Annotated in this window: 13 protein-coding genes and 1 pseudogene; all 14 read left to right on the top strand. The window is 68.4% G+C overall.

All coding sequences use genetic code 11. The features are described from left to right. Positions 1-1352, top strand: a 1352-nt coding sequence (gene rho, locus G6018_RS08320) for a transcription termination factor Rho (protein ID WP_182639367.1), incomplete at its 5' end; no start/stop codon positions are given. Continuing rightward, positions 1349-2434, top strand: a complete 1086-nt coding sequence (gene prfA, locus G6018_RS08315) for a peptide chain release factor 1 (RefSeq protein WP_182610722.1) — start codon at positions 1349-1351, stop codon at positions 2432-2434. The genes rho and prfA, both read left to right, overlap by 4 nt. Before the next feature lie 36 nt (positions 2435-2470). Further along, the gene (locus G6018_RS08310; RefSeq protein WP_347237832.1) at positions 2471-3388 is read left to right on the top strand and encodes a HemK/PrmC family methyltransferase; all 918 of its coding nucleotides are present in this window, start codon (positions 2471-2473) and stop codon (positions 3386-3388) included. After that, positions 3385-4038 carry an L-threonylcarbamoyladenylate synthase gene (locus G6018_RS08305; RefSeq protein WP_179525557.1) on the top strand — a complete coding sequence of 218 codons (654 nt, stop codon included), beginning with the start codon at positions 3385-3387 and terminating at the stop codon, positions 4036-4038. The genes G6018_RS08310 and G6018_RS08305 overlap by 4 nt, the downstream gene beginning before the upstream one ends. 15 nt (positions 4039-4053) lie before the next feature. Continuing rightward, on the top strand, positions 4054-5214 hold the full coding sequence (locus tag G6018_RS08300) for an MraY family glycosyltransferase (protein WP_179525556.1): 1161 nt from the start codon (positions 4054-4056) through the stop codon (positions 5212-5214). A gap of 10 nt (positions 5215-5224) precedes the next feature. Then, a complete protein-coding gene (locus tag G6018_RS08295) occupies positions 5225-5671 on the top strand; it encodes a hypothetical protein (protein WP_182639366.1) in 447 nt (148 codons plus the stop codon). 268 nt (positions 5672-5939) lie between these two features. Next, positions 5940-6665, top strand: a complete 726-nt coding sequence (atpB, locus tag G6018_RS08290; RefSeq protein ID WP_241730641.1) for a F0F1 ATP synthase subunit A — start codon at positions 5940-5942, stop codon at positions 6663-6665. Positions 6666-6765: 100 nt separating this feature from the next. Next, positions 6766-7005, top strand: coding sequence for an ATP synthase F0 subunit C (locus G6018_RS08285; RefSeq protein ID WP_107747337.1), 240 nt, complete (start codon positions 6766-6768; stop codon positions 7003-7005). A gap of 31 nt (positions 7006-7036) precedes the next feature. After that, positions 7037-7612: a F0F1 ATP synthase subunit B gene (locus G6018_RS08280; protein ID WP_179525554.1), complete on the top strand. Its 576-nt coding sequence runs from the start codon at positions 7037-7039 to the stop codon at positions 7610-7612. 14 nt (positions 7613-7626) lie between these two features. Continuing rightward, positions 7627-8445, top strand: coding sequence for a F0F1 ATP synthase subunit delta (locus G6018_RS08275; RefSeq protein WP_179525553.1), 819 nt, complete (start codon positions 7627-7629; stop codon positions 8443-8445). 105 nt (positions 8446-8550) lie between these two features. Continuing rightward, positions 8551-10191, top strand: coding sequence for a F0F1 ATP synthase subunit alpha (gene atpA / locus G6018_RS08270; protein WP_179525552.1), 1641 nt, complete (start codon positions 8551-8553; stop codon positions 10189-10191). 54 nt (positions 10192-10245) lie between these two features. Beyond that, positions 10246-11232 (top strand): F0F1 ATP synthase subunit gamma, encoded by a 987-nt coding sequence (locus G6018_RS08265; RefSeq protein WP_107747341.1) that lies wholly within the window; start codon positions 10246-10248, stop codon positions 11230-11232. Between the two features lie 3 nt (positions 11233-11235). Continuing rightward, complete coding sequence (gene atpD / locus G6018_RS08260; RefSeq protein WP_107747342.1) at positions 11236-12684, top strand: F0F1 ATP synthase subunit beta; 1449 nt, start codon at positions 11236-11238, stop codon at positions 12682-12684. 9 nt (positions 12685-12693) lie between these two features. After that, positions 12694-12799, top strand: a pseudogene (locus G6018_RS08255) (F0F1 ATP synthase subunit epsilon); the annotation flags it as partial.

Here is a 12799-nt window from a genome sequence, read left to right as displayed (position 1 = left end):
ACGGCCCGCGCGGCGACGGTCAGAACCGTGATGACGACGACGGGAGCGGCCGCGGTCGTCGAAGCCGTCGCCGGCGTGAGCGCAACCGCGGTGGTGGCGGTGGCCGTCCGTCGGAGGGCGAGACCGAGGTGCGGGACGACGACGTCCTCCAGCCGGTCGCCGGGATCCTCGACGTGTTGGACAACTACGCGTTCGTCCGCACCTCCGGTTACCTCGCGGGTTCGAACGACGTCTACGTCTCGATGAACATGATCCGCAAGCACGGCCTGCGTCGTGGCGACGCGATCACCGGCGCGGTCAAGATGCCGCGGGACGGCCAGAGCGACACCCAGAACGACGGGCCCGGCGGCGGGCAGGGTGGCGGTCGTGGCGGCAATCAGGGTGGCAAGAACCGGGCGAAGTTCAACCCGCTGGTCAGGATCGACTCGGTCAACGGAGGGCCCCTCGAGGATGCCCGCAACCGTCCGGAGTTCGGCAAGCTCACGCCGCTCTACCCCAACCAGCGTCTGCGCCTCGAGACAGAGAAGAACATCCTCTCTACCCGCGTGATCGACCTGATCATGCCCATCGGCAAGGGGCAGCGAGCGCTGATCGTCTCCCCGCCCAAGGCGGGCAAGACCACGATCCTGCAGAACATCGCCAACTCGATCGCGGTCAACAACCCCGAATGCCACCTCATGGTCGTGCTCGTCGACGAGCGACCGGAGGAGGTGACCGACATGCAGCGGTCGGTCAAGGGTGAGGTCATCGCCTCGACCTTCGACCGTCCGCCGTCGGATCACACCCAGGTCGCCGAACTCGCGATCGAGCGGGCCAAGCGGCTGGTGGAGATGGGGCAGGACGTCGTGGTCCTCCTCGACTCGATCACCCGGCTGGGCCGCGCCTACAACAACTCGTCGCCCGCGTCGGGGCGCATCCTGTCCGGTGGTGTCGACTCCACGGCGCTCTATCCGCCCAAGCGGTTCCTGGGGGCGGCGCGCAACATCGAGAACGGAGGGTCCCTGACCATCATCTCCACGGCGATGGTCGAGACCGGGTCCGCCGGCGACACGGTGATCTTCGAGGAGTTCAAGGGCACCGGCAACGCCGAGCTCAAACTGGACCGGCGCATCGCCGAGCGGCGCGTGTTCCCGGCGGTCGACGTGGGCCCCTCGGGCACGCGCAAGGAAGAGCTTCTGATGACGCCCGAGGAGGCCGGTGTCATGCACAAGCTGCGGCGCGTGCTGTCGGGCCTCGACTCGCACCAGGCCATCGACCTCCTGATGTCGCAACTGCGCAAGACCAACACCAACTACGAGTTCCTGTTGCAGGTGGCCAAGACGACCCCGACACTGCCGCAGGACGAGGAGTGACAGAGGCCCCGGGACGATCGCCGTCCTCGGTCGACGACGTCCTCTCCGAGTACGGGGGCCTCGAGGCGCAGCTGTCGGACCCGGCGCTCCACGAGGACCCGGTGGCCGCGCGCAGGGTTGGCAAGCGATTCGCCGAGCTGACCCCCGTGGTGCAGTGCTACCGCGCGCTGGAGTCGACCCGGGGCGATCTGTCCGCCGCGCGTGAACTGGCCGGTGACGACTCGTCGTTCGCCGAGGAGGCCGAGCGGTTGGCGACCGAGGCCACGCGCCTGGAGTCGCGCCTGGCCGACCTGTTGGCACCGCGGGACCCCCACGACGCGGACGACGTGCTCATGGAGATCAAGTCCGGCGAGGGAGGGGAGGAGTCGGCGCTGTTCGCGGCGGACCTGGCCCGCATGTACACCCGGTACGCCGAGAAGCACGGGTGGGTCGTCGAGGTCCTCGGGGTGACCGAGTCCGACCTGGGAGGCTACAAGGACGCCTCGTTCTCCATCCGGTCCCGGCACCCCTCCCGCGAGGGCGTGTGGTCGCGACTGAAGTTCGAGGGCGGGGTGCACCGCGTCCAGCGGGTACCGGTCACGGAGTCGCAGGGCCGGGTCCACACGTCAGCCGCCGGCGTGCTGGTGTTCCCGGAACCCGAGGACGTGGGGCCGGTCGAGATCGACGAGTCGGATCTGCGGATCGACGTCTACCGCTCGTCCGGCAAGGGCGGGCAGGGTGTCAACACCACCGACTCGGCGGTGCGGATCACGCACCTGCCCACCGGAACTGTCGTCACGTGTCAGAACGAACGTAGTCAGCTGCAGAACAAGCAACGCGCGCTCGAGGTCCTCGCCGCCCGGCTCCAGGCGGCGGCCGAGGAGGCCGCGAGCGCCGAGGCCTCCGAGGGCAGGTCCACCCAGGTCCGCACCGTCGACCGTTCGGAGCGGATCCGCACCTACAACTTCCCGGAGAACCGCATCGCGGATCACCGTGTCGGGTTCAAGGCGCACAATCTCGACGCCGTGCTCGACGGCGACCTCGACGCGGTACTGGACGCCCTGGCCGCCGAGGACCGTCGCAGACGTATGGAAGACGCGTAGGCCGTGGACCCCCGCCCCGTGCCGGCGACCGGGGTCGTGAGGTCGGCAGCGCGCGAGCTACAGGCGGCCGGCATCGACTCCGCACTCGTGGAGGCGCAGTTGATCTGCGCACACGTCCTGGGTGTCGGACGCTCCGCGCTCCCACTTGTCGAGGGGGTGGGCGCGGCCGGGGTCGCCGAGGTCGGACGGATAGTCGCCGCCCGCACCCGCGACCGGACCCCGCTCCAGTACCTGCTCGGCCGGGCCGTGTCGGGGCGACTCGACCTCGCGGTGGGCCCGGGGGTCTTCATCCCCAGGCCGGAGACGGAACTGCTCGTCGAGGACACGCTGTCCGCCCTCCGGCCTCCGGGCGTCGGACCGGGCCCGGTCGTCGTGGACCTCTGCGCCGGTAGCGGCACGCTGGCCCTCGAGATCGCCCACGCCAGGCCCGACGCGCAGGTCCACGCAGTCGAACTTCACGAGAGCGCGCTCGGGTGGCTCCGGCGCAACGCCGCCGACCGGGTTGCGGCGGGGGACACCCCGGTGGTGGTCCACGCGGGTGACGCCACGGACCCCGACGTCCTGGCGGGCCTGTCGGGCAGGGTCGACGCGGTGGTGTCCAACCCGCCGTACATCCCACGGTCCGACGAGCTCCCGGTGGACGTGCTCGGGCACGAGCCGTCGACCGCTCTGTTCGGGGGGGACGACGGCCTCGCCGTCATCACCCCGCTCGTCGGCGTCGCGGCCGGCCTCCTGGTGCCGGGTGGGCACCTGGCGGTGGAGCACGACGACACGACCGGCGCCGAGGTCGCGGCGGTGGTCTGGGCACAGGGATGCTTCGGTACCGTGGAGCAGCACACCGACCTCGCCGGACGCCCGCGCTTCGTCACCGCGACGAGACTCGATCATCCAGGCGGCGATCATCACGACGACGACGAGGTCGACCCGAGAGCCCGGAAGGGGATCACCCGGTGACCATCACCTACGACTGCACCGAGGACACCGGTCGGGAGGTCGGCCTCAGTTCCGCGGCCGGCGCACTACGTGCCGGTCGGCTCGTCGTGACCCCCACGGACACGCTCTACGGCATCGCCGCCGACGCCTTCGACCCGGACGCCGTCACCCTCCTGCTCTCGGCCAAGCGTCGCGGCCCGGACATGCCCGTCCCCGTCCTGGTGGGATCCTGGGAGACCATCGACGGCCTGGTCGTGAGTACTTCGGCGACCGCGCGCGACCTCATCCGCGCCTTCTGGCCCGGAGGTCTGAGCCTGATCGTGCACCAGGCGCCGTCACTGAACTGGAATCTCGGGCACACCCAGGGCACCGTGATGCTCCGGATGCCGCTGCACCCGGTCGCGATAGAGCTCCTGCGGGAGGTCGGCCCCCTCGCCGTCTCCAGCGCCAACGTCTCAGGTCAACCCCCGGCCACGACGGTCGCGCAGGCGCGTGACCAACTCGGCGACTCGGTCGCGGTCTACCTGGACGGCGGCCCCTGCGCGGTGGGGGAGCCCTCGACGATCGTCGACCTCACCGGACCCGCCCCCCGGATCGTCCGGGAGGGGGCCGTGAGCGCGGAGCGTGTCGGGGAGGTCCTGGGAACCGACCCCGCGGCCCTGCGTGGCTGACCGGGTGGTCTGACCGTGGGAATAGGGGTGCCGTTCCGCGAGCTCCTGCTCATCGCGGTGACGGCCGGCCTGGTCACCTTCGTCGTCACGGGTCTGGTCAGGGGAGTGGCGCCGGCGATCGGGGGCCTGGCCTATCCCCGCGACCGGGACGTGCACGTCGTGCCGACGCCCCGCCTCGGCGGGGTCGGCATCTTCACCGGGATGCTGGTCGCGGTCTACCTGGCCGCGCAGCTCCCGGCTCTCAACCGGGCGTTCCCGCCGTTCGCCCCGGACGTGGAGGCGACGATCATCGCGGGCGGGGTGATCGTGCTGGTGGGGATCGTCGACGACATCCTCGGTCTCGGAGCGGTGACCAAGCTCGCCGGTCAGGCGGCAGCGGCCGGCGTCCTGGTGGCCATGGGCGTCTCGTGGACGTTGGTGTACATCCCGTTCGGGGACGGCAACATCCTCGTCCTGGACCAACTCCAGGCGGGGTTGCTCACGGTGGTCTTCACCCTGACGATCGTCAACGCGATGAACTTCGTCGACGGCCTGGACGGCCTCGCCGCCGGGCTCGGCGCCATCGCGGCCATGGCGATCTGTGTGTTCTCCGTCGGGATCATGCTCGACCAGGGCGGGACCGTCGGTGCGTACCCCCCGGCACTCGTCACCGCGGTCCTGGCCGGGGCGTTGCTGGGTTTCCTGCCCCACAACTTCCAACCCGCCCGGATATTCATGGGCGATTCGGGTTCGATGCTGATCGGCCTCGTCCTCGCCGCGGCCTCCACCAGCGCGTCCGGGAAGATCTCACAGAGCCTGTACGGGCCGCAGGAGATGATCGTCCTGCTCTCGCCGATGATCGTGGTCGCGGCCGCCATGTTCGTTCCGATGCTCGACCTCGTCCTGGCGGTGATCCGCCGGGTCGGCGCCGGCCGCAGTCCGTTCGCCCCCGACAAGATGCACCTGCATCACCGCCTGCTCGACCTCGGTCACTCCCATCGGCGGGTCGCTCTGGTCATCTACGCATGGGTCTCCCTCATCGCGTTCGGTGCGGTCGGGGCGACGATGCTCCCCACCGAGGTGATCGTCCCGCTCGCGGCCGCCGGACTCATCGCGGTCCTCGCCGCCACCCTGGTCCCGCGCCTGAGGAGTTCGAGGGGTGAGCGCGACACGAACGGGCCGATCGGTCCCCGCTAGGCTGCTCGCCATGACGGACATCCCCACGACACCCGCGCAGCCCGCCGAAAGCCCACACACAGCCGGCCTCCGCAAGGCGGTGCGGCTCGGCGCGGTGGCGCTCGTCGTGCTCACCGTGATCAGCGCGGCGGCATGGACCGCCGTCGACGGGACCCCCGGGCTGTGGGGTGCGCTGATGGGCGCCGCGGTGGGCGGCGCGTTCGTGCTCACCACTGCGATCGTGGTCATCGCCACGGCCCACTCGGCGCCCCAGACGACCGCGGCCGTCGTCCTGGGGACCTGGCTGGTCAAACTCCTCGCCGCCATGGGGGTCGTGGCGGCGCTCTCCCGATTCGACTTCTACTCGCGGCCCGCCTTCGCCGTGACCGTCATCGCCGCTCTGATCGTGGTCCTGGCGGGGGAGACGTGGGCGGTCCTCAAGACCCGGGCTCCGTACGTGGAACCCGATGCCGGCTGACGGGTCCCCCTGTGACACCGGCCCGAGACCAGGGTGTTATCCTCATCTGCGGTGAGACGAGCACGTCACCGGGCTGCACCACGGCCCGAGGCGGTCGCGCGGAATCCCAACTCGGCCGCGAACACCGGGCCACTCGTACCGAACGCGCTCGGGCGCACGCCGCCCAACACGACCAGGGGAGAACACACTGAGTACCACGCTTCTGGCCTTCAAGGGCGAGTTTCACCCCCCGAACATTGACTACGAGTTCTTCCCTGCCGATCAGTGGCTGACCGGATTCGCCGGTGACGCGTTCGTGCTGGACCGGCTCATGATCATCCGTCTGCTCATGACCGTGGTCCTCCTGGGCTTCTTCATGCTCGCCATGCGGAACCCCAGGTTGGTCCCCCGCGGGGTCCAGAACTTCGCCGAGATCTGCCTGGACTTCGTCCGGGTCCACATCGCGGAGGAGATCCTGGGGAAGGAGCAGGGACGCCGTTTCCTGCCGATCATCGCGACGATCTTCTTCGCGGTGTTCGCGATGAACCTGCCCACGATCATCCCGGGACTCAACATCTCGCCGAACGCCAGGATCGGCTTCCCGCTGATGCTCGCGCTGCTGGGCTACCTGACCTTCATCTACGCCGGTTCCAAGAGATACGGGTTCGCGAAGTTCATCAAGGCGAGCGTGGTGATCCCGGGGCTTCCTCCGGCTCTGCACATTCTGGTCGTCCCGATCGAATTGGTGTCGACGTTCATCCTCCGCCCGGCCACGCTGACCATCCGTCTCATGGCCAACATGTTGGCGGGGCACCTGATCATCGTCCTGCTGTTCAGCGCCACGAACTTCTTCTTCTGGCAGTTCAACGGCTGGACGCTGCTGGCGGTGGGCACCTCCCTGCTGTCGGTCGCCTTCACGCTGTTCAAGCTGTTGGTGCTGTTCCTCCAGGCGTACATCTTCGCGCTGCTGGTCTCGGTGTACATCGACCTCGCGCTCCACGCGGAGAGCCACTAGAACCCGGGCCGTCAGGCCTGACACGACCACCCGTCAACCCGACAATTCACGTCCGACCGGAGCGGGAAAGCCCGCGCCGGCCATCTGAAAGGGAAACCCCATGGACATCGTCACTCTCGCCCAGGCCACCGAGTCGACCGTGAGCGGCTACGGCGCGATCGGCTACGGCCTCGCCGCCATCGGCCCCGGTATCGGCATCGGCATCCTCGTCGGCAAGACCGTCGAGGGAATGGCACGTCAGCCCGAGATGGCCGGCACCCTCCGTACCACGATGTTCCTCGGCATCGCCTTCACCGAGGCGCTCGCCCTGATCGGTATCGTCGCCGGCTTCCTGTTCTGATCGACGACCACCGACCTCGTAGGGACGCACCATGAACAACGTCATCGCCATCTTGGCGGCCGAGGGTGGAGAATCACTCCCCCTGGAGGACAGCCCCAACCCGCTGATTCCTCCGCTGTATGACATCGTCTGGTCGCTCATCCCGCTCGCAGTTATCCTGTGGCTCTTCTGGAAGTTCATCCTCCCGAAGTTCCAGCAGGTTCTCGACGAGCGTTCCGAGCGCATCGAAGGCGGTCTGCGTCGTGCCGAGCAGACCCAGGCCGAGGCGAAGGAGGAGCTGGCCAAGTACAAGGCCCAGCTCGCCGAGGCGCGCAGCGAAGCGGCCAAGATCCGCGACGACGCGCGTGCCCAGGGTCAGCAGATCCTCGCGGACATGAAGACCGAGGCGCAGGCGGAGAGCGACCGCATCGTCGCCGCCGGCAACCAGCAACTCGCCGCGCAGCGCCAGCAGATCATCGCGGAGCTCCGCAGTGACCTGGGGCGTCAGTCGGTGGATCTCGCGGAGCGACTCATGGGTGAGCAGCTGTCGGATCCGGTCCGGCGTTCGGGCACCATCGACCGCTTTCTGGCAGACCTCGACCGGGTCCCCGGCGCGGGCAAGAACTAAGGGAAGTGGAGCCGATGCACGCAGCGAGTCGCGAAGCGCTCGACCAGACCCGGAGCGAACTGGAGCAGACCCTGGCGGCGAACCCGTCCGGGGGAGCGACCGGCGCGAAGGTGGGCCAGGAACTCTTCGAGGTCGTACGCGTCCTCGAGGACAACCGCGCCCTCCGGGTCTCCGTGGCCGACACCGCGGCCCCGGTGGAGGCCCGACAGGACCTGGTCCGTGGGGTGTTCGGGTGGAAGGTCGACCAGACCACCCTCGATCTGCTCCTCGCTGCGGTGTCCCGTGACTGGTCCAACCCGCGGGAGTTGCGGGAGGGCCTGATCCGGCTCGGCCGGGAGGCGCTCCTGCGATCGGCGGACCAGCAGGGACAGCTCCAGGCCGTCGAGGACGAGTTGTTCAGGCTCGGCCGCATCGTCGCCGGAGATCCCCAGTTCGAGCAGCTCCTCGCTGACCGGACCGCGGAGGCGGGAGCCAAGCGGGGGCTTCTCGCGGAGGTCCTGTACGGCAAGGTCACCGCGGTGACCGAGGCCCTCGCCTCGCAGGCCGTGGACCGCCCGTCCGGCATGCCCGCGGACGACATCATGGAGATCTCGACCCAGGCCGCGGAGTTGCGCGGGCGCTCCGTGGCGGTGGTGACCAGCGCCGAGCCGTTGACCGAGCAGCAGTCGGATGATCTCAGGGCGCGCCTGGCCACGCTGTACGGGCGGGAGATCGCCATCCACAACGACGTCGATCAGGCACTTCTGGGCGGCGTGGTCGTCCGCGTCGGCGACGAGATCATCGACGGTAGCGTGGCAGGACGGCTCGACGCGATGCGTCGTTCCCTTCGCTGACCAGCTGGTCCGGCACAAGACGAGCTGCGACTCGGCCGTGTTCCAGCGGTGGCGGCTCAGGTACACACCCATAAAGCACATCCCGACTTTGAGAGCAGGAATGACATGGCGGAGTTGACGATCTCCTCCGAAGAGATCCGCAGCGCGATTGCGAATTACACCTCGACCGTTTCGACCGACGCGACGAAGGAGGAGGTCGGCGTCGTCGTCGACACCGGTGACGGCATCGCGCACATCAGCGGGCTCCCTTCGGCGATGGCCAACGAGCTGCTGGAGTTCCCCGGCGGGATCCTCGGAGTCGCACTGAACCTCGAGGACCGCGAGATCGGTGCGGTCATCCTCGGTAACTTCGACGAGATCGCCCAGGGTCAGGAGGTGCGCCGCACCGGGAACGTCCTCTCCGTCCCCGTCGGCGACGGCTTCCTCGGCCGCGTCGTCAACCCGCTCGGTAAGCCCATCGACGGCCTCGGCGACATCGAGTCGGCCGGCACCCGCGCCCTCGAGCTGCAGGCTCCGTCCGTGCTCGAGCGTCAGCCCGTCGAGGAGCCGATGCAGACCGGTATCAAGGCCATCGACGCCATGACGCCGATCGGCCGCGGCCAGCGCCAGCTGATCATCGGCGACCGCAAGACCGGCAAGACCGCGGTCTGCATCGATGCCATCCTCAACCAGAAGGCCAACTGGGAGTCCGGCGACAAGAGCAAGCAGCTCCGGTGCATCTACGTCGCCATCGGCCAGAAGGGCTCCACCATCGCGGGCGTCAAGGCGACGCTCGAGGAGCACGGCGCGATGGAGTACACCACCATCGTGGCGGCCCCGGCCTCCGACTCCGCCGGTTTCAAGTGGCTCGCGCCGTTCACCGGTTCGGCAATCGGTCAGCACTGGATGTACGAGGGCGCCCACGTCCTGGTCGTGTTCGACGACCTGTCCAAGCAGGCCGACGCCTACCGTGCGATCTCGCTGCTGCTGCGCCGCCCGCCGGGTCGCGAGGCCTACCCGGGTGACGTCTTCTACCTTCACTCCCGCCTGCTCGAGCGCTGTGCCAAGCTCTCCGACGAGATGGGCGGCGGATCGTTGACCGGCCTGCCGATCATCGAGACCAAGGCCAACGACGTCTCGGCGTTCATCCCGACCAACGTCATCTCCATCACCGACGGTCAGGTGTTCCTCGAGTCCGACCTGTTCAACCGCGGTGTGCGCCCGGCGGTCAACGTCGGTATCTCCGTCTCGCGAGTCGGCGGCGCCGCCCAGACCAAGGGCATGAAGAAGGTCTCCGGCTCGCTGCGTCTCGATCTGGCCGCCTACCGCGACCTCGAGTCGTTCGCGACCTTCGCCTCCGACCTGGACGCCGCGTCCAAGGCCCAGCTCGAGCGCGGTCAGCGACTGGTGGAGATCCTCAAGCAGGATCAGAACTCGCCGGTGGCCGTCGAGGATCAGATCGTCTCGATCTACCTCGCGGGTGAGGGCTTCTACGACACCGTGCCCGTCGAGGACGTCCGTCGGTTCGAGGGCGAGCTGCTCGAGAGCCTGCGGCACTCCGCTGCCGACGTCTACAGCCAGATCGACGGCGGGGCCGCGCTCTCCGACGAGTCCAAGGCGACCCTCGAGGCCAAGACCAACGAGTTCAAGGAGGGCTTCGTCGCCTCCGACGGTTCGCGGGTGGTCAACGAGCCCGAGGCCGAGGCCCTCTCGGAGGACGAGATCGACCGTGAGACGCTGACGGTCACCAAGAAGAAGAAGGCCTGAGGCCTGCGATGACAGCCATCCGATTCAAGGCCGAGAGGAGAGTGATCTGACGCAATGGCGAATATGCGTGAACTGCGCGACCGGATCAAGTCGGTCAACTCGACCAAGAAGATCACCAAGGCCCAGGAGCTGATCGCCACCTCGCAGATCTCCAAGGCCCAGGCGAGGGTCGCGGCGGCCCAGCCGTTCGCCGATCAGATCACCGCCATCCTGACCGACCTCGCCAGTGCGTCGTCGGTCCAGCACCGGATGCTCAACGAGCCGGAGGACGCCAGGCGTTCCGCCGTGCTCGTGGTGACCTCGGACCGCGGGATGTGTGGTGGCTACAACCACAACGTCCTCAAGGAGGCCGCCGAGCTCATCGCGTTCCTCGAGGACGCCGGCCGCGAGGTCGACATCTACGTGCTGGGCAACAAGGGCATCGTGTACTACACGTTCCGCGAGGTGGAACTCGCCGGTTCGTGGCAGGGACACTCCCAGAAGCCCGACTACCAGGAGGCCCGTCCGGCCTTCCAGCTCCTGTCCGCCGCCTTCGCGGCCGGCGGCGAGGAGACGTTCGACGCGACGGAGTTCCTCGGGAGCGACTATCCCGGGGACACCACCCGCAAGGGCGTCGACGAGGTCCACATCGTCTACACCCAGTTCAAGTCGATGCTCACGCAGACCCCGCGTGCGCGGCGACTGGCCCCGATCGAGACCCGCGTCGAGATCGAGGAGCTGGATCTGGGCGAGGACTACATGGATTCGCCGGAGACGGAGTTCAAGCCGGAGGTCACCTTCGAGCCCGATGCGGACACTCTGCTCGACAACCTCCTCCCGAGGTACATGTCGACGAGGGCGTTCGCGTCGCTGCTCGAGTCGGCGGCGTCGGAGTCTGCGGCACGCCGCACGGCAATGAAGTCGGCGACGGACAACGCGACCGAACTGGTGGAAGGCCTGAGCCGCGAGGCCAACCAGGCCCGCCAGGCACAGATCACCCAGGAAATCAGCGAGATTGTCGGTGGCGCTGGTGCGCTCGCCGCTAGCGCAGGAAGTGACTAAGCAATGACCACAGCTGTTACCGATCAGAGCACGACGGGCACGGCCGGTCTCACCGGTCGGGTCGCCCGCGTCCTGGGTGCGGTCGTCGACGTGGAATTCCCGCGTGGCGCCCTCCCGGCCCTCTTCAACGCACTCACCACCGAGATCACCCTCGAGGCCGTCGCCAAGACGGTCACCTTCGAGGTCGCCCAGCACCTCGGCGACAACATGGTGCGCTGCATCTCCATGCAGTCCACCGACGGACTCGTCCGCGGCGCGGAGGTCGTCGACTCGGGCAAGCCGATCTCGGTGCCCGTCGGCGACGTCGTCAAGGGCCACGTCTTCAACGCCCTCGGCGACTGCCTCGACGCCCCCGGCACCGGCCGGGACGGCGAGCAGTGGGGTATCCACCGCGAGCCGCCCGCCTTCGACCAGCTCGAGGGCAAGACCGAGATCCTCGAGACCGGTGTGAAGGTCATCGACCTCCTCACCCCGTATGTCAAGGGTGGCAAGATCGGCCTCTTCGGTGGTGCCGGTGTCGGCAAGACCGTGCTGATCCAGGAGATGATCACCCGTATCGCCCGCGAGTTCTCCGGTACGTCGGTGTTCGCCGGCGTCGGCGAGCGCACCCGTGAGGGCACGGACCTGTTCCTCGAGATGGAGGAGATGGGCGTCCTCCAGGACACCGCCCTGGTGTTCGGCCAGATGGACGAGCCGCCGGGGACGCGTATGCGCGTCGCGCTCTCGGCTCTGACCATGGCCGAGTACTTCCGTGACGTGCAGGGCCAGGACGTCCTGCTGTTCGTGGACAATATCTTCCGCTTCACGCAGGCGGGTTCCGAGGTCTCGACCCTTCTCGGTCGCATGCCGTCCGCCGTCGGTTACCAGCCGACCCTCGCGGACGAGATGGGCATGCTGCAGGAGCGGATCACCTCGACGCGGGGTCGATCCATCACCTCGCTCCAGGCGATCTACGTCCCCGCCGACGACTACACCGACCCGGCGCCGGCCACCACGTTCGCGCACCTCGACGCCACCACGGAGCTGTCCCGCTCGATCGCGTCGAAGGGCATCTACCCCGCGGTGGACCCGCTCACCTCGACCTCCCGGATTCTCGAGCCGGGCATCGTCGGGGAGGAGCACTACCGGGTGGCGCAGCAGGTCATCCAGATCCTGCAGAAGTACAAGGAGCTGCAGGACATCATCGCCATCCTCGGTATGGACGAGCTCTCCGAGGAGGACAAGGTCACCGTTCAGCGTGCCCGTCGCCTCGAGCGCTTCCTCGGCCAGAACTTCCTGGTCGCCGAGAAGTTCACCGGCCAGGTCGGCTCGGTCGTCCCGCTGTCGGACACCATCGAGGCCTTCGACAAGCTGTGCAAGGGCGAGCTGGACCACCTCCCGGAGCAGGCGTTCAACGGTATCGGCGGTCTGGACGACGTCGAGGCGGCCGCCAAGAAGCTCTCGGGGAAGTGACCGCTGACCATGGCTGACATCGAGGTCGAGTTCGTCACGGTCGAGCGTCGCTTCTGGTCCGGCACCGCCACCATGGTGGTCGCCAAGACCACCGAGGGCGAGATCGGAATCCAGT

Origin of the sequence: Dietzia sp. DQ11-44, from assembly GCF_014145205.1 — a bacterium.
In the GTDB taxonomy this organism is placed as follows: domain Bacteria; phylum Actinomycetota; class Actinomycetes; order Mycobacteriales; family Mycobacteriaceae; genus Dietzia; species Dietzia natronolimnaea.
Note: the sequence above shows the minus strand (reverse complement) of the source record. Positions and strands in the feature narration are given on the sequence as shown.

What these genes read in the sequence shown, in the direction of transcription:
- G6018_RS08295 (WP_182639366.1), top strand. Translation starts at nt 5,225, where the DNA reads ATGACGGACATCCCCACGACACCCGCGCAGCCCGCCGAAAGCCCACAC.
- atpD (WP_107747342.1), top strand. Translation starts at nt 11,236, where the DNA reads ATGACCACAGCTGTTACCGATCAGAGCACGACGGGCACGGCCGGTCTC.
- G6018_RS08265 (WP_107747341.1), top strand. Translation starts at nt 10,246, where the DNA reads ATGGCGAATATGCGTGAACTGCGCGACCGGATCAAGTCGGTCAACTCG.
- G6018_RS08280 (WP_179525554.1), top strand. Translation starts at nt 7,037, where the DNA reads ATGAACAACGTCATCGCCATCTTGGCGGCCGAGGGTGGAGAATCACTC.
- atpA (WP_179525552.1), top strand. Translation starts at nt 8,551, where the DNA reads ATGGCGGAGTTGACGATCTCCTCCGAAGAGATCCGCAGCGCGATTGCG.
- G6018_RS08275 (WP_179525553.1), top strand. Translation starts at nt 7,627, where the DNA reads ATGCACGCAGCGAGTCGCGAAGCGCTCGACCAGACCCGGAGCGAACTG.
- G6018_RS08285 (WP_107747337.1), top strand. Translation starts at nt 6,766, where the DNA reads ATGGACATCGTCACTCTCGCCCAGGCCACCGAGTCGACCGTGAGCGGC.